Annotated in this window: 17 protein-coding genes; 16 read left to right on the forward strand and 1 reads right to left on the reverse strand. The window is 33.6% G+C overall.

The features are described from left to right. Positions 1-113: 113 nt before the first annotated feature. The 13 genes from ACIGAM_RS02655 (at position 114) to ACIGAM_RS02715 (ending at position 14,098) form a co-directional block, all read left to right on the forward strand. Entirely contained in the window at positions 114-1,496 is a 1,383-nt protein-coding gene (locus tag ACIGAM_RS02655) for an OmpA family protein (RefSeq protein ID WP_396509907.1), read from the forward strand. 79 nt (positions 1,497-1,575) lie between these two features. Further along, positions 1,576-4,281 carry a PD-(D/E)XK nuclease family protein gene (locus ACIGAM_RS02660; protein ID WP_396509908.1) on the forward strand — a complete coding sequence of 902 codons (2,706 nt, stop codon included), beginning with the start codon at positions 1,576-1,578 and terminating at the stop codon, positions 4,279-4,281. Between the two features lie 118 nt (positions 4,282-4,399). After that, entirely contained in the window at positions 4,400-6,340 is a 1,941-nt protein-coding gene (locus ACIGAM_RS02665; RefSeq protein ID WP_396509909.1) for a M1 family metallopeptidase, read from the forward strand. Positions 6,341-6,461: 121 nt separating this feature from the next. Further along, positions 6,462-6,854: a hypothetical protein gene (locus tag ACIGAM_RS02670; protein ID WP_396509910.1), complete on the forward strand. Its 393-nt coding sequence runs from the start codon at positions 6,462-6,464 to the stop codon at positions 6,852-6,854. A 178-nt stretch (positions 6,855-7,032) separates the two neighbouring features. Continuing rightward, the gene (locus ACIGAM_RS02675) at positions 7,033-8,337 is read left to right on the forward strand and encodes a voltage-gated chloride channel family protein (RefSeq protein WP_396509911.1); all 1,305 of its coding nucleotides are present in this window, start codon (positions 7,033-7,035) and stop codon (positions 8,335-8,337) included. Between the two features lie 256 nt (positions 8,338-8,593). Further along, positions 8,594-9,850 (forward strand): tyrosine-type recombinase/integrase, encoded by a 1,257-nt coding sequence (locus tag ACIGAM_RS02680; protein ID WP_396509912.1) that lies wholly within the window; start codon positions 8,594-8,596, stop codon positions 9,848-9,850. A 3-nt stretch (positions 9,851-9,853) separates the two neighbouring features. After that, the gene (locus tag ACIGAM_RS02685; protein ID WP_396509913.1) at positions 9,854-10,984 is read left to right on the forward strand and encodes a hypothetical protein; all 1,131 of its coding nucleotides are present in this window, start codon (positions 9,854-9,856) and stop codon (positions 10,982-10,984) included. Positions 10,985-11,054: 70 nt separating this feature from the next. Next, positions 11,055-11,345 (forward strand): helix-turn-helix domain-containing protein, encoded by a 291-nt coding sequence (locus ACIGAM_RS02690; RefSeq protein WP_396509914.1) that lies wholly within the window; start codon positions 11,055-11,057, stop codon positions 11,343-11,345. Positions 11,346-11,456: 111 nt separating this feature from the next. Next, positions 11,457-12,197, forward strand: coding sequence for a hypothetical protein (locus tag ACIGAM_RS02695; RefSeq protein ID WP_396509915.1), 741 nt, complete (start codon positions 11,457-11,459; stop codon positions 12,195-12,197). Next, positions 12,115-12,573, forward strand: a complete 459-nt coding sequence (locus ACIGAM_RS02700; RefSeq protein WP_396509916.1) for a hypothetical protein — start codon at positions 12,115-12,117, stop codon at positions 12,571-12,573. Before ACIGAM_RS02695 ends, ACIGAM_RS02700 begins: the two co-directional genes overlap by 83 nt. A gap of 9 nt (positions 12,574-12,582) precedes the next feature. After that, positions 12,583-13,143: a hypothetical protein gene (locus tag ACIGAM_RS02705; protein ID WP_396509917.1), complete on the forward strand. Its 561-nt coding sequence runs from the start codon at positions 12,583-12,585 to the stop codon at positions 13,141-13,143. Positions 13,144-13,212: 69 nt separating this feature from the next. Next, positions 13,213-13,806, forward strand: a complete 594-nt coding sequence (locus ACIGAM_RS02710) for a ParA family protein (RefSeq protein WP_396509918.1) — start codon at positions 13,213-13,215, stop codon at positions 13,804-13,806. A 64-nt stretch (positions 13,807-13,870) separates the two neighbouring features. Continuing rightward, a complete protein-coding gene (locus ACIGAM_RS02715; RefSeq protein ID WP_396509919.1) occupies positions 13,871-14,098 on the forward strand; it encodes a hypothetical protein in 228 nt (75 codons plus the stop codon). On the opposite strand, the gene ACIGAM_RS02720 is transcribed toward ACIGAM_RS02715, so the two are convergent. Beyond that, complete coding sequence (locus tag ACIGAM_RS02720; RefSeq protein WP_396509920.1) at positions 14,070-14,519, reverse strand: hypothetical protein; 450 nt, start codon at positions 14,517-14,519, stop codon at positions 14,070-14,072. The genes ACIGAM_RS02715 and ACIGAM_RS02720 overlap by 29 nt on opposite strands. Positions 14,520-14,876: 357 nt before the next feature. Here ACIGAM_RS02720 and ACIGAM_RS02725 point away from each other — a divergent pair, with 357 nt between their 5' ends. From ACIGAM_RS02725 to ACIGAM_RS02735, 3 genes are all read left to right on the forward strand, one after another. Further along, entirely contained in the window at positions 14,877-15,449 is a 573-nt protein-coding gene (locus ACIGAM_RS02725; RefSeq protein WP_396509921.1) for a hypothetical protein, read from the forward strand. 268 nt (positions 15,450-15,717) lie between these two features. Next, entirely contained in the window at positions 15,718-18,225 is a 2,508-nt protein-coding gene (locus ACIGAM_RS02730) for a hypothetical protein (protein ID WP_396509922.1), read from the forward strand. Between the two features lie 13 nt (positions 18,226-18,238). Continuing rightward, positions 18,239-18,862 carry a hypothetical protein gene (locus ACIGAM_RS02735; protein ID WP_396509923.1) on the forward strand — a complete coding sequence of 208 codons (624 nt, stop codon included), beginning with the start codon at positions 18,239-18,241 and terminating at the stop codon, positions 18,860-18,862. Positions 18,863-18,865 lie beyond the last annotated feature (3 nt).

Consider the following 18,865-nt stretch of genomic DNA (forward strand, 5'->3'; position numbering starts at 1 on the left):
GAGAATTCCACTAAATAAGCAATTATTTGATTTTTCTTAGATTTGATTTTGTTGCTAGTTTTTAACAAATTACATTTGCTTCAATTAACACACTTAAATTTTACTTACTTAACATGAAAAATCTTACTAAATTATTTTTATTTGCAGCCCTTACCTTTATTGGTATAAGCCAAGCAAATGCACAAGACAAGAATAACCCTTGGGGGGTTAGTATTGGTGTAAACGCGGTAGATACCTACCCTGTATATCCACCAGACAATAGACCACTAACTGGAGGTTTTCCTGATGAATTTTATAATGTTTCTGATCACTGGAATATTCTTCCATCAGTTTCTACATTATACGTAGGTCGTTACATTGGCGCTGGTTTCGCATTAGGTGTACGTGGATCTATCAACAAAATTGATAAAATGGGTGATCTTCCTGTTGATGATTTAGCATATTATGCTGTTGACGGTATGTTCTCTTACAGCTTCCGTGATGCTCTTTTTGGAGACGGTGGTTGGTTTGACCCTTACCTAGGTGGTGGTGGTGGTTACGTGTTTATTGGTGATAAGCCAAGTCACGGAACTTTAAACGGTACTGTAGGTTTAAAAGTTTGGTTAAGCGACAATATCAACCTTGACTTATCTTCTACTTATAAGCACGCAATGTTACCTGGTACTTACTATACAAGACATATGCAACACGTTGTAGGTGTAGGTTTCGTATTTGGTGGAAAAGATACTGACGGTGATGGTGTTTACGACAAAGACGATGAGTGCCCTGAAACTCCAGGTCTTAAAGAATTCAACGGATGTCCTGATACTGACGGTGATGGTATAAAAGATTCTGAAGATGCTTGTCCTGAGGTTGCTGGTTTACCAGAATTTAATGGATGTCCTGACACTGACGGTGATGGTATCGCTGACAATGAAGATAAATGTCCTAATGTAGCTGGTCCTGCTGCAACTAATGGATGTCCTGATGCTGACGGTGACGGTGTTATCGATGCTGAAGACAAATGTCCTAACGAAGCTGGTCCTGCATCTAACAATGGTTGCCCATTTGTAGATACTGACGGTGATGGTGTTGCTGACAAAGATGACAAATGTCCTAACGTAGCTGGTCCTGCATCTAATAATGGTTGCCCAGAAGTTGACGCTGCTGTATTAGAAGAATTAAATGGTGAAGCTGGTCGTATCTTATTTGATACAGATAGAGCAACTATCCGTAAGAGCTCTCTTGCAACTGTAGATAGAATTGCTGCAATCGTTAAGGAATATCCTAGCGCTAAGTTTGAAGTAGAAGGTCACGCTGATAGCCGTGCAAGTAATGCATACAACATGAGTCTTTCTGAAAGAAGAGCTCAATCTGTTGTAGATTACTTAATCTCTAAAGGTGCTAATGCAGATAATCTAATGATTCACGCTTATGGTGAAGAGAAGCCAATCGCTCCTAACACTACAGCTGCTGGTATGCAACTTAACAGACGTGTAAAACTTACTTTAAAGTAAGATACATTCAGATTTAAATCTGATTACAATATATTTTTAAAACGCCCCGTTTATTCGGGGCGTTTTTTATTTTTAGCATATGACAACATTCATCGACGAGATTATACAAGACCTGTTAAATTCAGAAATACCCCTTTCTCAAACAGTGATTGTACTTCCATCTAAAAGAGCAGGAAGTTTTTTTACTAAGAATTTAAAAAAGAAGCTAAAAGATGAAATATGCTTTTTACCCAAAACATTAAGTATTGAAGAACTTGTAGAAGATATTTCAGGGCTGGTTCCTGCATCTCAAACTCAGTTACAAGTAGAGCTTTATCATATTTATAGAAAACAATTTAATCAAGGTGAACCTGAGCCTTTTTTAAACTTTTTAGGTTGGGGACAAACCCTTTTGGGTGATTTTAATGAAATAGACCGATACCTAATTTTTACAAAATCATTTTTTGATTATCTAAGTGCGATTAAAGAATTAAATCACTGGTCGACAGATACAACTTCTACACTGGTATCTAATTATCTCATATTCTGGAAATCTATAGAATTGTATTATAATAATTATAAAACACATTTAGAAAGTCTAGGCCTTGGTTATCAAGGAATGTTATATAGAAAAGCGGTAGAAACTATTGACAGTTACCTAAAAGAGAATACTCAGAATTATTTTTTTTGCGGTTTTAATGCACTTAACTCTGCAGAACAAACCATTATAAAAAAGTTCTTAGAACGATCTACCACAAAAATTTACTGGGATATAGATCCTTACTTTTTAAAGGATGAGAATCACGTTGCCAGCACTTTTATAAAAGGATACCTCAAAAACTGGAAAGAATTAAATGCTATAAATTCTATAATTCCTCAAAAGGTCTCTTATTACAATTCACAAAAAACAATAAGCGCTACTGGCATTTCTCAGAATATTGGACAGATTAAATATACGGGACAGTTACTTTCAAAACTCTCTCAGGAAGAACTAGAAAATACCGCCGTAATATTAGGAGACGAAGCACTATTGCTTCCTCTGTTAAACTCATTGCCCTCAAATGTTTTAGCTCTCAATGTAACCATGGGGTTACCCTTACAACAAGTTGCCCAGGCTGCATTTTTTGAAAATTGGTTTCAGTTACAACTCAACAGACAGGAAAGCGGGTATTATTATAAAGATGTTCTTTCAATACTCGATCAGCAATATGCCATTCTACTCTTAGGTGACGCACGACTAAAGATTAAAAAAGAAATCACTCAAAAAAACCTGGTTTATATAAATCCGCTCCGTTTAGAAAATGATGCTGTGCATTCAGCAACTTTAAAATTAATTTTCAATCCGTGGCTCAATAATAGCGAGAACGCACTTACTTCAATCTTAGGAACAATCCAGATGTTGAAAGAAATTTTGCTTCCGCAGAAAAACTGGTTGCAATTAGAATTTTTACACGCCTTTTTAGAGCTCTTTACGCAACTTAAAAATCTTAACGACAGCTACACGTATCTGGGAGATATTAAAACCCTTAAACAGTTTTATAGAGAGCTTTTAAGTAAGGAGACTCTTGATTTTAGGGGAGACCCTTATTCTGGCCTTCAAATTATGGGAGTTTTAGAATCTCGGGTACTTGATTTTAAAAACATTATTATTACATCGCTCAATGAAGGCACCTTCCCTTCTGGTAAGAGTCAAAATAGTTTTATTCCTTTTGATTTAAAAATTGAATATAAACTGCCCACTTATAGAGAAAAAGATGCCATTTATGGCTATCACTTCTTTAGATTGCTTCAACGTTCAGAAAATATAAATCTCTTATTTAATAATGAAGCTGGTGGTTTAAATAGTGGTGAAAAAAGCAGATTTCTACTTCAGCTGTCCACAGACCCAGATGTAAAGTATACGTATATTGAAAAAACCGCAAGTGCTTCTGTAAGTTTAAAACCAAAAAAACTCAAGCATATTGAGAAAACGCCGCAGATTATAGAAGCAATAAAAAAGCATGCACAATCTGGTTTTTCTCCTTCTGCATTGACTACCTACATAAGAAACCCTATAGACTTTTACTATAGGTATGTTTTAGGAATTCAAGAACTAGATGAAGTTGAAGATATTATTGCGCACAATACACTAGGTACTGTTGTTCATGAAACGCTTGAAAAACTTTATGAGCCTTATATAAACACACCACTTACTGCAGATATTCTAAAAAGAATGATGTCTTCAGTAGATAAAGAAGTGCGCAAACAATTTGACATCTGGTATAATGCAGTCCATATAGATACTGGTAAAAACCTGATTATTTTTAATGTTGCCAAACAGTTTGTTCGTAATTTTTTACTGCACGAGCAGCGTGATGTTAGCGATGGAAATGAAATTATAATTAAAGCTCTTGAGTCAAAATATAGTGTGCCTATTAGAGAAGGTATTGCTCTCAAAGGTACAGTTGATCGAATAGACAAGGTTAACGATGTTTTGAGAGTTCTTGATTATAAAACAGGTAAAGTAGACAAATACCATCTTGTTGTAAAAGAATGGGAAGAACTAATTACAGACTACAACAAACAGTCTAAAGCTTTTCAGGTTTTGTGCTATGCTTTGATGCTTTCTAAAACTGAAGGCCTGCCAGAATTCACAGAAGCTGGGATCATTTCATTTAAAAATTTAAATGCCGGATTTTTAAAACTCAGTAAAGACCGAAATGCTTCCATTACTGTAGAGCTTCTACAAGATTTTGAAAGTCACCTTCTTAAGCTAATTGATGAAATACTAGATATAAATACTGCTTTTGTAGAAAAAGAGGTTTAAAAATAAGTAGATACTGCAGGTATAAGTATATTAGGATAAACATTTTTTGTTCAATTTTATTTTACTGAAATAGAACTAGAACTTTTACATTTAAGGCTCAATCTAATCTTTTTAGTAAATGAATTATTTAAGCAAAAAAATTGCTTTTGCAATCTTAGTTATTGGTGCCATATCAGGTAGTCAGGCACAAGAAACCAAAATTTATAATCAGCCCCTTTTTAGTGAATTTCTGGAACACAGTGGTAATGAATTTCGCACTGCCACCGGCGAGCCAGGTGAAAATTACTGGCAAAATGAAACCGATTATAGTATTGAAGCTATCCTAAATGAACAGACTCAATCAATTAGTGGAAAAGTCACACTCACTTACACAAACAACAGCCCGCAAGACCTAGATTTTATCTGGATGCATCTGGAGCAAAACCGCTTTACGGAAACATCTAGAGGCACGCTTACGACTCCAATAGCAGGCAATCGTTATAATGGTGACGTAAATGGTGGTTATACCATAACAAATCTTAGAGCTAAAGTTAAGCGCAGCACTTCTTCAAAACACATCATAACAGATACCCGCATGCAGGTGTTTTTTGATGAGCCTATTCCTGCGCATGGTGGTGAAGCTACGGTGTCAATGAATTTTACATACAAAATTCCAAAAGATGGGATGGACCGCATGGGAAGGGTTGACACAAAAAACGGAACTATTTTCGCTTTAGCGCAATGGTTTCCCAGAGCCGCAGTACTTGATGATATTGAGGGGTGGAATATTGAGCCGTATTTAGGTGCAGGTGAGTTTTATCTGGATTATGGGGATTATGATTTTAAAATAACGGCACCTTATAATCATATTGTAGTGGCTTCTGGCGAATTACAAAACGCAAAAGATGTAATGTCTTCTAAAATGCGTGATCGTATGGATCAAGCTAAAAATAGCGATAAAACAGTTTATATTATAAATCCTGATGAGCTTAATGATATGTCACTACGGGCAAAACAAAGCGGCACGTTGACCTGGCATTTTAAGATGAAAAATACCCGTGATGTCGCATTTGCATCTTCTAAAGCATTTATTTGGGATGCTGCTAAAATAAATTTACCCGGCGGAAAAAAAGCAGTTGCACAGTCTGTTTATCCTATTGAAAGTTCGGGTCAGGATGCGTGGTCCCGCTCTACCGAGTATACAAAGAACTCAATTGAGAACTATTCTAACATGTGGTTTGATTACCCCTATCCTACTGCTGTGAATGTAGCCGCAGAAATAGGCGGTATGGAATACCCGGGGTTAAGTTTCTGTAGCTGGAAATCTAAAGGCGAAAGCCTATGGGGAGTTACAGATCACGAGTTTGGCCACAACTGGTTCCCTATGATTGTGGGTTCAAACGAGCGTCGCTATGCGTGGATGGATGAAGGCTTTAATACTTTTATAAACCACTACAGCACTTTAAAATTTAATAACGGTGAGTATCCTGCAAATCTTAGTAAGGTAAGAAATACGATAGGCTGGTTTAAAAGTCCTAATCGTGAAGGAATAGATACCTATCCAGATGCTACTAATCTTAGAAACTTAGGTATGACTGCATATTACAAACCTGCACAAGGTTTATTTATGTTACGTGAATATATCCTGGGGCCAGAACGTTTTGACAACGCGTTTAAATCTTATATCAAAACATGGGCATATAAACATCCCCAGCCTAAAGACTTTTTTAATCATATAGAAAATGTAGCTGGTGAGAATCTTGCCTGGTTCTGGAAAGGTTGGTTCTACGGCACGGGTAATATTGATATTGCTATTGAAAACGTAAAACAGAACGAAGGTAATTATATCATTAGTATTTCAAATAAAGGAGAAGTACCTATGCCTGTAAAAATAGAAGTTACATTTGATGATAACTCTACAGAACGAATAGCGCTTCCTGTAGAAATCTGGCAGCGTGGCAACACCTGGGATTATTTTTTAGAAACTACTAAGACTTTAAGTAAAGTAGAACTTGATCCTGATAAAATTATCACAGATATTAATTTTGAAAACGATTTCTGGAAAGCTTCACAGAACTAATTAAAAAGTCTTTTAATAATTAAAGAAACCTCAACAGTTTATTCTTTTGGGGTTTCTCTTTTTATAAACGTAGCTGTAACAATAGCCTACGATTAACTACCTATAGATAAATCAATAAATTATGCAAGTAGTATCAAACAACCTCAACACCTTTAGGATTCTATACATTATCAAAGGAGTTTTAAGCTTATTAGCTGCCTTGTTCTTTGTGGGTTATTTAGCTTTTTTAAATATTTTTATTAATGAATCTACAACTATGCCTGAAGCTAATGTAAATGTCATCATGAGCTTTTTAAATATAGCTTTGGGTATAGGTTTTGTTCTTTGCCTGGTAATAGGTATTTTAACCTTAATGGCTGCTAAATATATAGGGGAAACCCGCAATTATACGTTTGTGCTTGTAATCGCCATCATCAATTGTTTATCGGGAATTTTAGGGATTATTCTGGGTGTCTTTACCATAATCGAGATTAATAAGCCGCACATAAAAATGCTCTTTGATCAAAACAAATAAATCTAAAAACCACTTCAATTCTATTACAAAGAACTAAACCGATCTATTACATACGATTTCTAGTATATTTACGGCTTAAATAACGCATTGAGGTATATCTTCAATGACTTTGTGAGAAGCTATGCGTTCTGCATCAAAATGACTTACAGCTAATGTAGAATAGTATATATACGGCAGTATGAATGTATTAAAATTAAAAACCGCATTTTCTTCAATAGAACAACTTCCCGCCTTATTCTATTTAATAAAATGGCTCTTTATCTGCACGCTTATAGGTGCTATTGCAGGAAGCATTTCGGCATTCTTTCTAATTAGTCTCGATTGGGTAACAAATTACAGAGAATCTCACTTATGGATTATTGCTTTACTACCTCTAGGAGGATTTGTAGTGGGTTTATCCTACCATTTATTCGGAAACAGTGTTGTAAAAGGAAATAATTTACTGCTAGAAGAGTTTCACAACCCAAAAAAGATTATTCCATTTAAAATGGCTCCTTTAGTACTTTTTGGAACCATCGCTACTCATTTATTTGGAGGCTCTGCAGGACGTGAAGGCACGGCAGTACAAATAGGGGGTGCCGTTGCAGACCAGTTTACAAAACTATTTAAACTCTCAGACCGTGACCGCAAAATTTTAATTATCGCAGGCATAAGTGCCGGTTTTGCTTCCGTTTTTGGAACTCCATTAGCTGGAGGGATATTTGCTTTAGAAGTACTTATATTGGGGAGAATACGTCTTGATGCTATTGTTCCCAGTTTTTTAGCGGCAGTACTTGCTGATTACTTTTGTACCCTTTGGGGTGTACCTCACACCCAGTACTATATAGATTCTATCACAGTTATGAATCTGCAGAATCTTCTTTGGGCATTACTAGCCGGAATCATTTTTGGATTAGTAAGTATGCTTTTTTCAAAATCTACACACCTCTGGAGTGACTTATTTAAAAAATACATTAACTATCCACCGCTTAGACCTTTTGTAGGCGGTGTTGTAATCGCAATAGCAGTATACGCTATAGGTACAACAAAGTATATTGGTCTGGGAATTCCTACTATTGTAGATTCGTTTACGATGTCAATGAACTCGTATGACTTTTTTATTAAAATATTATTTACATCATTCACACTGGGTGCAGGATTTAAAGGCGGCGAAGTAACACCCTTATTTTACATAGGAGCAACCTTAGGTAATGCATTAATTTGGTTTGTGCCGTTGCCTATAGATTTATTAGCAGGTATGGGGTTTGTAGCTGTTTTTGCAGGAGCAACAAATACACCTATCGCATGTACAATTATGGGAATTGAACTTTTTGGTATAGAGTCTGGAGTTTTTATAGCACTAGCCTGTAGCACGGCCTATTTATTTTCGGGGCATTCAGGAGTGTACGCTTCTCAAATAATTGGAAGTCCAAAAACCAAAGCCTTTGATGAGGAGAAAGGAGCACATTTATCTGAAATACCATTAAAACGAAAACAGAAATAGCAGGATATCCTACGCTGACTCTTAATGAATCTGCAGGTTCAATCTAATCTAAAAAAAGCCGATAATACATTTAGGCTTTCTATGGAGAAGATGGGTATTGAAACTTTTTATACTGCTTGTTCTTCATTTATATTAAAACCTTCTAACATGCTGTATTTACAGCGATTCGCTTATATTTGTTTATAGATAGTTTTATAAACAAATCGCAATATGTTTGTCAACTCGATTGTCAACCTATTGTCAACTACTCAATAAGATGACAAGTACATTCTATTTAAAGAGCCCAAATAGTGACGTTGAAACATTGATATTATTCTCTTGCTACTTCAAGCTGGAAGGAAAGAAATTCGTTTATTCCACCGGTGAGAAAATACTACCAATTGAATGGGATCAAAACTCTAAGAGTCCTATCACTCGTGGAAAGAATAAATGTAAATATGCCAGCACTATTAATGGCCAGTTAGGAAGATACTCTCTACTATTTGATAAAATGGAAGCTCGCTGCAAAGCAATGGATGAAGATTTCACATCACAGCTTTTGAAAAAAGAGTTTGATCAGGAATTTAAAAAAGCTCCTACTGGTAAGAACATATTTTTTGATGCATACGATGAGTTTATTAATCTGAAGATTAAAAATATGGATTGGGCTCCCAGTACTAAGAAAAGGTATAAGAACATCAAAAACATCCTTGAAAGTTTTGAGGTTGATAAAAAGTATAATCTCACATTTAGTTCTATCAATCAAAAGTTTCTTGCCGAGTTCACAGACTATTGCATGACCACTAAAAAGCATATTAATAACACCTATTCCCGTAATCTAGGGTTATTCAAGACTTTTATGTATTGGGCACTTGAAAACAATTATACATATAACGAGGAGTTTAAGAAATTCAAGAGGAAGGAGCGAGTTATAACAAATCAGGTAGCTCTAGAAAAAGTAGACCTTGTGAAACTTCTAAATCACAATTTTAAATCTGAGAGTTTAGAGAAAATTCGGGACGTATTTGTTTTCTCTTGTACTACAGGAATGAGATTTGGAGAGTTAAAGTTAATTTCAGAAAATAACATTTCAGGAAATACACTTCAATTAAAAGAGGAAAAAGGTTCTAGTAAAGACGTTAGATCGATACCTCTTAGTGATATTGCCCGTTACATACTGAAAAAGTATGACTATCAACTACCACTAATAAGCAACCAAAAGCATAACGACTATATTAAAGACGTTTTTAAACTAGCTGGTTTCACTCAAAAAGTTGAAAAGGCATCAACCCGGGGTAAGGAAGTTATTCGGGAATCTATGTTTTTCTATGATCGCGTGAGTACGCATACTGCGCGCCGCACATTCATAACGATGATGAAGCGTGAAGGAAAGAGCGATAAACTGATCAGTAAAATCACTGGTCACAACGACCTTAAAACACTAAACGCTTACTACCAAGTTGAAGACAATGAAAAGAAAGAAGCGGTTGACCAGGTATTTAATTTTAGGATTCCATTACTGAAAAAGGCTTAGTAGATGAAGTCATTTAATGAAAATAACATTCATACATTTTTCGAAGAATTCGATAAATATGGCGCATATAAAAATTTTATTTGTGATTTTGATATTCATAATGAATATCAAATTCCAGTTATTTTTAACCACTCGAACCTTATATCTCAAAGCTATTTAACACTAACAGAAACTCCTTTAAATATTAAAATAGAATCTACACTAATTAAAATTCATAACATATATTCTTTGAACAGTAGAAGGGTTATTTCGAACATAATTGATCCTCAAGGAAAAGAATTAGCTCAACCTTTTAATGTTTATATAAACGATATTCCATTTTTGAGTGGGTTTATGTACTCGTTGATAAAGATATTTAGACATTTATATTTTTACGATCCTAGTGAAACATCGAATTATTACAGAAAATGGCTTGAATATATTGAAGAATACGGTAAAGGTTTTTTTTACGGATTTGAAAATTTTGAAAAGGAAGTTATACTGGAAGTTTCTAATATTTTCAAATCTGATTCATATAAATCAAAAATTATCTTTGATATTGCAACAATAGATTGGGGCTTTATACGCGTTCCAATCAGTGATCCTGAAACAGACGAACCCATTGATCCTTACGAAACAGGTATTCATTTTGGCAAACTCTACTACGCCTGGAGCATAATGTTTCAGCACCATTCGGTTTTTAAAGATTTAGCAGAAGATTATCTAAAGTTGAGGGAAAATGTTCGTGTTCGTCAAGGATCCGGAACACCTCACTTAAAAAAAATGAAAGTAGATTGTCAGTTTGATGTTTCTGATCTTATTAAGGAAAAAAATCATTTTACAGTTCCTGAGATCGCCTTATATTACTATTATTCTCCACACGTACTATCTAAATCAAATCTGCAAAAAGACGCAAGAGACTTACTTAGGAAAAACAATTTAGATCCGGAATCAGACCATTTATATAATACCTGGACTAGTTTCTGTAATGAAAAGTCCAAAAGATTACCCCTTCAAAGTGTAAGGAGTGCTAAATCCAAGATCAAGTCGATGAAAAATGCTAGAGTTCTACTTCTGGCAAACAATTATAGTGTGGAAAAAATTGATGAAGATATTGATCTAATTGAATCATTTTTAGAAAAAGAACTGAATTAGTAACCCCTTGCAAGTGGGTTGCAGCCTTTTACCCTGCCTACTTTCGTGATAACAATCAGAAATAGTTATCATGATGACCGAAATAATCCAAATTCAAAATCTTACCAAAGAAGAGCTTCTTTCAGCTATCTCAGATCTGATCGATAGCAAACTATCTGTGCGTAAAGTCGAAACTTCAGTACCTACTCGATACAGCATCAAAGAGCTTGCTGAACAGAACCCGGTTTGCGAACAAACTATTCGGAATTGGATAAAGGAAGGGAAGTTGAAGGCTGAGAAAATCGGCCGGAGAATCTTTATTGAGGAGTCTGAATTTGAAAAGGCTTTGTCTCAGGTCAAATCACTTAACTACAAAAGATAAATAAAAAGCCAGACTATGGTCACCACAACCAGCTGGCTTTTTTAAATGTTTAATCACAAACAAAATGTCTATGGTAAAGATAGTTATAAACTCCAAAAGATCTTGGTTAATATGAGTAATTCAACTCCAATATTCGCCTATACTCGAGCTTGGTTTGACTTCGCTTTTATTAGTAATGATGTTAAACCTGTGCACCACGCTATTTACTTCTATGCAATACAACTGAATAATATGCTTGGATGGAAAGAAACTTTTGGATTTCCGGCATCTCAGGTAATGGAAGTAACAGGAATAGCTTCGTACAATACGTACATAAAAGCATTTAGAGAGTTAGTTGACTGGGGAGTGATAAAACTTATCAGGAAAAGTGAGAATCAATACAAAGCAAATCTCATTGCTCTATCAAAATTTGATGAATCAATAGATAAATCACTTACTAATTCAGTGTTGAATCATATGCCAGATCAGGAACGAATCAAGGTAAAGAACAGTGATAGTATAGATAAACCTATACCTGATACTTATAAATCTACAAACAAAGAAAAAGAAAGAGAGTTTATTCGCCCAACTCTAGATGAGATTTATAATGAAATGAAATTCAAAGGTCTTAATGAAAAACGAGCAGGTAGGGAAAGTAAAAACTTTTTTGATTATTACGAATCTAATGGTTGGAGGGTTGGTAAAGTAAAAATGAAGAAATGGAAAAATACAGTTTCCAGATGGGTAAATAATGATCACAATTTTAAATCACCACAAATATCAAAACAAAATGGAAAATCCAAATCAGAAACCGAACCAGCAATTAACGGTACAAGACAATCAGAAGCTGAGTCAAATCTTAGAGGCTTCTAAAAAAAATGAGCATCAATTTTTTAAATCAATTTCTGAACAGGAAAGAATTTCTAATCTATCAGATGCTTTACAAGGTGTAGGAATGGGAACCATATTCACAAATCATGCATTGCTATCAGGCTACAAAGGGAAAATTCCAGAATTGAATAAGCAAGATATTGGTGTGATGGTGAGAACTAGGTTTAGAACTCTATCATTAGAAGAACTGGCATATGCTTTTCAAATAGATCGTCACGGTTACCACGGTGAACCTACCAGACATTATCAATTATTTAATGCTGAATATGTTTCTACCATAATCAATAAATACTTAGAGTGGAAAGAAAAAATGAAAAGGATTCCATCAAGAAATATCCCAATATCAGAACTTAAATAACTAGCTAAAATGAAAAAATCAATTTTTAAACTTCAGGCTGAGTACTGTGAATTAACTACTTATGAGAAAGTAATGGCTCTTGGAAGGAGATTAGATATGCTCCAAAGGCAAATACAAGGCGAAAAAATCAACTTGTACATCCTAGTTGATTGTAATGGAAAGGAGCTTGAGTTTCCTGATATCGATGAAAGGTTAGCTAATAATCCAGATATTAAACATACTCCAGAAGAAGGTGATACAATTGTAGTGGATGGAAAATATAGTGAATCAGGTGAATGTCTTATGCCTGATGGGATTACTACAATAGTGTTTGAAAATGGCAGGGTAACAGATGTAATTGTAATCCAAAATAAAAGTGAGAGTAAACCTGCTTCTTTGTATTTAGAAACAATATTCTGCAATCATGGTAAGGAACTTAGAATTTTTGGAGATAAATATACACATGCACTGTCTGTAGGTAATATTATTAAAGTCAACAATAATGCAGGTGTCCATTTCGGTAAATATAAAATTGGCTTCTTGGTTATTACAGTCATAAATGGAATTATAGCGGAGATTAGTGAGATTTAATATTCAATGTGTTGCATTTGAACATAATTCAATAAAAAAAAGAAAATTTTGATTAAACTTTCATAAAATATGGCAAAGATAATTTTAATAACGCACCAAAAAGGAGGTGTTGGTAAAAGCACCTTAGCCTTTAATCTAGCACAAAGCTTTTCACAATCATGCAGTGTTGCAATAGTAGATTTGGATCCTCAAGGTAGTTTAGCACAACTAGAATCTATAGTTAAAAATATAGAGATCTATTCATATGCTATAAATGAAGAAAAAGTAAATGCAATTGAAGCAGATTTTATATTTATTGATACTCCTCCCTACTTAACTAATCATTTATCTTGGTTAGTAAATTTAGCCGATTTAATAATTATACCTACTAAAGCCGGAGTTTTAGATTTGATGGCCATTCAAGCTACTGCCTCATATATGTATGAAGAAAAGGTTGTTGATAAATGCTTAATAGTCCTTAATATGGTAAAGCCGAATACAACTCTTACGCTGGACATACTGGTAGAGCTCGAAAAACTTAAGGAAATCGATATTGCGAAAAATTATATCAGCGACCTCGTAATATTCACCAGGTCTGTTTTGAATCAAGGTGTAAACAGACACTTGAAAGCTAAGAAACAGATAGAACAATTATCAGAAGAAATACTTCTTCGACTACTATAAAAATAGAATTCTAACTATCTACAATTATAGATATATAATATTGTAGAATAATATATTCATAGAAATGGAAAACAAATCAAATCTCAGCGGATTAATCAATAAGGTTAGAGACAAACCCAAACCCATTCAAAAAATTAATCCTATTCAACCAAAAAAGAATGAAACTCAGTTTTCATTTTGGATAGATTCACAGCTCTTAAAAGAGTTAAAACTGTTAGCATTGAAAGAAGATCAGACCTTAAAAGCTTTAGTAACCAAAAGCATTAAAGCGTACTTAAAGAAGGATAATTAAATTCGAAATAAAAAGGTGTATCTCCCCTTCTGCTCGCTTTATGTTTTTCTAGCTCCCCGTTGTATTCATCGTCTGATAAAGTCTCGCAAAAAGCCGCTGAGTCCTCAGGGAAGTATTCTATGCATTCAAGATCAAATGAGAAAGCTTGGGACTCCTCATATTTTGGATATTCTTCAGCGATCTGGAAGTAAACAAATTTTAAAAAATCAAAAAAGGAATCATTTTGATAAGACTCAGAGCTATGATCTAAAATCCACATCACAAACTCCGGAGCAAATGCACCCAAGCTACCATTGGTTTTCCATTTTGGAAAGGCTAGATCAAGAAAATGCAATATCTCTTCAAGTTGAACAGAGCCTGAGTAGCTATATGAGATTTGATCATAAAAGGGATTGACATCTTGGATGGTTTCATGATACATTTTACAGCATTTGAGGTATCATTAAATTTACTAAATATGATTTAAAAACGATCTCGAGCAGAAAGGAAAAAAAGAAATTGTTTTGTTATTTGAATTAGTTTAGAGTAGGCAATTTCTACATTAACAATTGAGTTTCTGTTCAACAAAACCTCACATATAAGAGAATATTAATTAAAATAATCACCTAAAAATATAAAGCGTTTAGCTTCTGATTACATCTTAAAACTCGCCAGATTTTTAAACTCCACCAAATAGACGCCCACGTTTAGGCGTGGGCTGTTCTTACTTGGCAGATAGTTTTCTCTGGAGGCCTAAAGGACCTTTAAGATCAGTCTCACGCTTTTTCAATTAAATAAAATGAGCCAGTTACTATATATCATAAAATTTAGAGACGTTAATTTTATAAAGATTGGTATTACTAGCAATATCCAATTACGAATGTATCAATTGAGTAGAGATTCAGGTTTTAAAATTGATCATTATAAAAGTTATATTTTCACGAATCCTCATGCTGTGAAAATTTCTTTTCTAGAAAGAAATCTTTTAATGATAACTTCTGAATTTAAATTAAATTGGAGAGATAAGTATGAATTTCCAGGATCAAAAGAATTACGTTATGATAACTGTTTGAATCTTATTTTTCAATTCATTGAAGAACAAAGGTCATATAGCTTAAAATTTAAAAAATATAAAGGAATTGATCTTTGCGGAAATTATTTGCACCATATACCTAAATCTTACTTTCCCATAAAAAAACCAATTAAGGGTTTATCACCTATACTAAAAATGGATGTTTTAAATCATTGCGATGAGAACAATTTAAAATACAGTGATTTTCAGAATCAAGCTTTCTATTTTTATTTACAGCACTTTGGTAAAGTTCGTGAGGATATAGTAATTAAGGAATATGATAAGTTTTTTAAAGTGTAGGTATCAGTTGTGCTCGGCCATAACATAAATAATCTACGTAGCAAACACTAAAAAATTGTGAGCGACATGACGGTAATTAAAAAGCTATTACAAAAAACAATTTTCTGTAAGGAAATAATAAAAACACTTTATTAAAATTTTGCGCTTACTTCGTGAGTAAGGTATACTTTACATTGAGGTACGTTTGAAGTCAATATTCAATTGAAGAGATCTGTAATTATATATATCTAGAATTCTATATATTTATTTTTTAATAAATAATAATTAGATGAACAACCTTTTCACCAATCCCAATGGAATTAAAGATTTACAAGATCTTTTTCTTGAGCTATTCTTCGCTAAAGATGAAGATGAATTAGATGCTGTTATCTCAAAATACCCTGATTTTTTTACAGATGATAAGTGGAAACCATTAGGGGATAATCCTAGCAACTATGGAGTGGTAAAAAACCAACAGTCTAATGCTATAGCTGCCCTAATTGAAAAGGTGACTAATTCCATTGATGCCATACTTACCAAAAAATGTCTTGAATCTGGCATTAATCCTGAGTCTGATGAAGCCCCAGAATCAATGGAGCAAGCTTTAGAAACATTTTATCCCGATAATAATTGGGATTTAAAAACTCAGCGTAAGGAACAAGCTAAAGAAATACAAATTATAGCAGATGGGAAAGGACCAAAAAGTAAAAAAAATAATTATCCTACATCGGTAATTGTTTACGATAATGGAGAAGGACAGCATCCTGAAAATTTCGAAAACTCTTTCTTATCTCTTCTTAGAGGAAATAAAAATAAGGTCAAATTTGTACAGGGTAAATATAATATGGGCGGAAGCGGGGCTATTGTTTTTTGTGGTAAAAAAAGATACCAGCTTATAGCTTCAAAAAGATACGATAACTCAGGCGATTTTGGATTTACACTTATTCGAGAACATCCGAAAAGAGAAAGCGATCAAGCTAAAGAAACATGGTACGAATACCTTCTAATAGATAATAAGATTGCTTCATTCAAAATAGACAAATTAGATATAGGTCTACACGAAAGAAAGTTTACTACCGGAACACTAATTAAGATGTACTCTTATCAGTTTCCTAAAGGATATTCTGGATTTGCACAAGACTTAAATCAAAGTATTAATGAATTCTTGTTTTTTCCAGCACTTCCTATTCTGACCAAAGACACAGTACTAAGATATCCTAATAATAAAGTTCTAGATAATGATCTTTATGGTCTTAAAAGGAGATTGAATAACGAAGAACAGGAATATCTAGATGACAAGTTTTCAGAAGAATTTGATGACGAGAAATTCGGTAAAATGAAAGTTTCTTGTTTTGTTTTTAAAACTAAAGTAAAGGGAAATGATCTCAAAAAAAGCAAAGAGGTTATTCGAAAGAGATATTTTAAAAATAATATGGCTGTCCTTTTTTCTTTAAATGGTCAGGTACACGGCCATTACACTTCGGAGTTTATCACACGATCATTAAAACTCAATTTATTGAAGAATAATCTTCTTATTCACGTTGATTGTACTGAATTATCTTATAATTTCAGAAAGGAACTATTTATGGCCTCCAGAGATCGCTTAAAAGAGGGTGAAGAGACACAATTCTTAAGATCATATCTCTCCAATCAGCTAAGTAAAAAAGATGGTAGACTTGCTCAAATTGAAAAATTCAGAAAGCAAGCTGTTGACATTGATACTTCATCAGATACTAAGGATCTTCTCAAAAGTTTTACGAAAAACTTACCTTTTGACTCAGACTTACATAAACTTCTAAGTGATACTTTTAAGTTAGACATAAAGAAGAAAGAGGGAAAAAAGCCGGAATCAAAAAAGAACACCTCTAATCAGCAAGAAGAGATTCCTTTCAATCCACAGAGATATCCATCCCAATTCAAGCTAGATGGCAAAAATAATGGAGAAACAGAAGTTGCAAAAATTCCGTTAGAAGGTGATAAAACAATAAAATTTAGTACAGACGTTGAGAATGACTATTTTGACCGAAGCGAAGATCCGGGAGAAATGACTATATCTATCCTAAATATTAAAAAAAATGAAACAAAAGGCGGTGATGCACCAGGAGAGCCTAAAGATCCTACCCAGTTGTTCAATATCGTAAAAAGTAGTCCAAACAAGGGTACTATAAAATTATCATTGAATCCAAAGGATGAAATGAAAGTTGGAGATATGGTTCAAATGAAAGTCTCTCTTTCTTCTCCCGGAGCTGAATTTGACGAAATATTCTGGGTTAAGATTGCAGATAAAGAAAAACCGAAGGTTAAAGCTCCTAAGGAAGAGGACGAAAATGAAAATTTAGGATTGCCAGAACTTAAATTTATGTATCAAAATCCACCTGAAGAAGAAGGTATAGCAACTGCTGTTTCTTGGGAAGCAGTAGAAGTAGCTACTAATATTGAAGCAAACTACGACACTGTTATGATACCTGAAGCTGAAGGTGATACTCTAGTGAGAATATTTGTTAATATGGATAGTAGAGTTTTAAAAGCCTTTAAATCTAAATATAAAAATCCCAATCAAGAGCAATTACAAATTTCAAACAGAAAGTATTTTACTTCTGTTTACTTTCACACTCTTTTTCTATATACCATAACTAAAAACAGAGGATATCAGATATATCAAATGACTAAAGATAAGGATGAGCCTGAATACGTTGAATTAGGCCAATACCTTAAAGACATATTTGATAATTATTATTCAACCTTTATTTTAAATTTTGGAGGTATGGAAGAAATGATGATGGGATTAGGTGATTAATTTTTAAAACTTTATGGACCAAGAAAAAATGTTTCAGTTTATGCTAAAAGAATACGAAATGCTGTATTCAAAATTTGAGATGCATTACAAAGCTGTTGAAAAAACTATCGGTTTATTTTTTTTAATAATTGGAGGTTTAATTAGTGCCAACGGATTCTTATTAAAAGATATTAAACAATTTTCTTTATTTAGTCTCTCTGAATTTCAGACATTCTGCTGCTTTTTCATTTTCATTATAGGATCAATTGTTTTATTAAAGGTAATTGAACACAGACTCTTAATAATTACATATGTAAAAAATTTAAATCAAAACAGAAAATGGTTTAATAATAATTCGAAAGGAGAAATTCAATTATATTCACTTTTTGAAACTACCTATAAATCCCCTAAATATTATAAAAAATTTAGGCATTTTTATTGGGAAGTATTAGGAATGTCCATTTTAAACAATATCTTTTCTGCTCTTTTTTTAATAAATTTTGTTCAAAAATTTGGTCTCAAATCAAAATTTGCTGAAACTTTGAATTGGTTATTTCTATTATGTATAATTGGAATCGGAACCCTTGGGTTTTTAATCTATTATAAGCTTAGAGCAAAAAAAGAGGAAGAAAATCTCGGGAAGAAAATTCTGAATTAAAAA

Origin of the sequence: Leeuwenhoekiella sp. NPDC079379 (assembly GCF_044542075.1) — a bacterium.
Classification (GTDB): domain Bacteria; phylum Bacteroidota; class Bacteroidia; order Flavobacteriales; family Flavobacteriaceae; genus Leeuwenhoekiella.

Excerpts from the sequence above, each read along its gene's own strand:
- ACIGAM_RS02655 (WP_396509907.1), top strand. The coding sequence starts at position 114 with ATGAAAAATCTTACTAAATTATTTTTATTTGCAGCCCTTACCTTTATT.
- ACIGAM_RS02660 (WP_396509908.1), top strand. The coding sequence starts at position 1,576 with ATGACAACATTCATCGACGAGATTATACAAGACCTGTTAAATTCAGAA.
- ACIGAM_RS02665 (WP_396509909.1), top strand. The coding sequence starts at position 4,400 with ATGAATTATTTAAGCAAAAAAATTGCTTTTGCAATCTTAGTTATTGGT.
- ACIGAM_RS02670 (WP_396509910.1), top strand. The coding sequence starts at position 6,462 with ATGCAAGTAGTATCAAACAACCTCAACACCTTTAGGATTCTATACATT.
- ACIGAM_RS02675 (WP_396509911.1), top strand. The coding sequence starts at position 7,033 with ATGAATGTATTAAAATTAAAAACCGCATTTTCTTCAATAGAACAACTT.
- ACIGAM_RS02680 (WP_396509912.1), top strand. The coding sequence starts at position 8,594 with ATGACAAGTACATTCTATTTAAAGAGCCCAAATAGTGACGTTGAAACA.
- ACIGAM_RS02685 (WP_396509913.1), top strand. The coding sequence starts at position 9,854 with ATGAAGTCATTTAATGAAAATAACATTCATACATTTTTCGAAGAATTC.
- ACIGAM_RS02690 (WP_396509914.1), top strand. The coding sequence starts at position 11,055 with ATGATGACCGAAATAATCCAAATTCAAAATCTTACCAAAGAAGAGCTT.
- ACIGAM_RS02695 (WP_396509915.1), top strand. The coding sequence starts at position 11,457 with ATGAGTAATTCAACTCCAATATTCGCCTATACTCGAGCTTGGTTTGAC.
- ACIGAM_RS02700 (WP_396509916.1), top strand. The coding sequence starts at position 12,115 with ATGGAAAATCCAAATCAGAAACCGAACCAGCAATTAACGGTACAAGAC.
- ACIGAM_RS02705 (WP_396509917.1), top strand. The coding sequence starts at position 12,583 with ATGAAAAAATCAATTTTTAAACTTCAGGCTGAGTACTGTGAATTAACT.
- ACIGAM_RS02710 (WP_396509918.1), top strand. The coding sequence starts at position 13,213 with ATGGCAAAGATAATTTTAATAACGCACCAAAAAGGAGGTGTTGGTAAA.
- ACIGAM_RS02715 (WP_396509919.1), top strand. The coding sequence starts at position 13,871 with ATGGAAAACAAATCAAATCTCAGCGGATTAATCAATAAGGTTAGAGAC.
- ACIGAM_RS02720 (WP_396509920.1), bottom strand. The coding sequence starts at position 14,519 with ATGTATCATGAAACCATCCAAGATGTCAATCCCTTTTATGATCAAATC.
- ACIGAM_RS02725 (WP_396509921.1), top strand. The coding sequence starts at position 14,877 with ATGAGCCAGTTACTATATATCATAAAATTTAGAGACGTTAATTTTATA.
- ACIGAM_RS02730 (WP_396509922.1), top strand. The coding sequence starts at position 15,718 with ATGAACAACCTTTTCACCAATCCCAATGGAATTAAAGATTTACAAGAT.
- ACIGAM_RS02735 (WP_396509923.1), top strand. The coding sequence starts at position 18,239 with ATGGACCAAGAAAAAATGTTTCAGTTTATGCTAAAAGAATACGAAATG.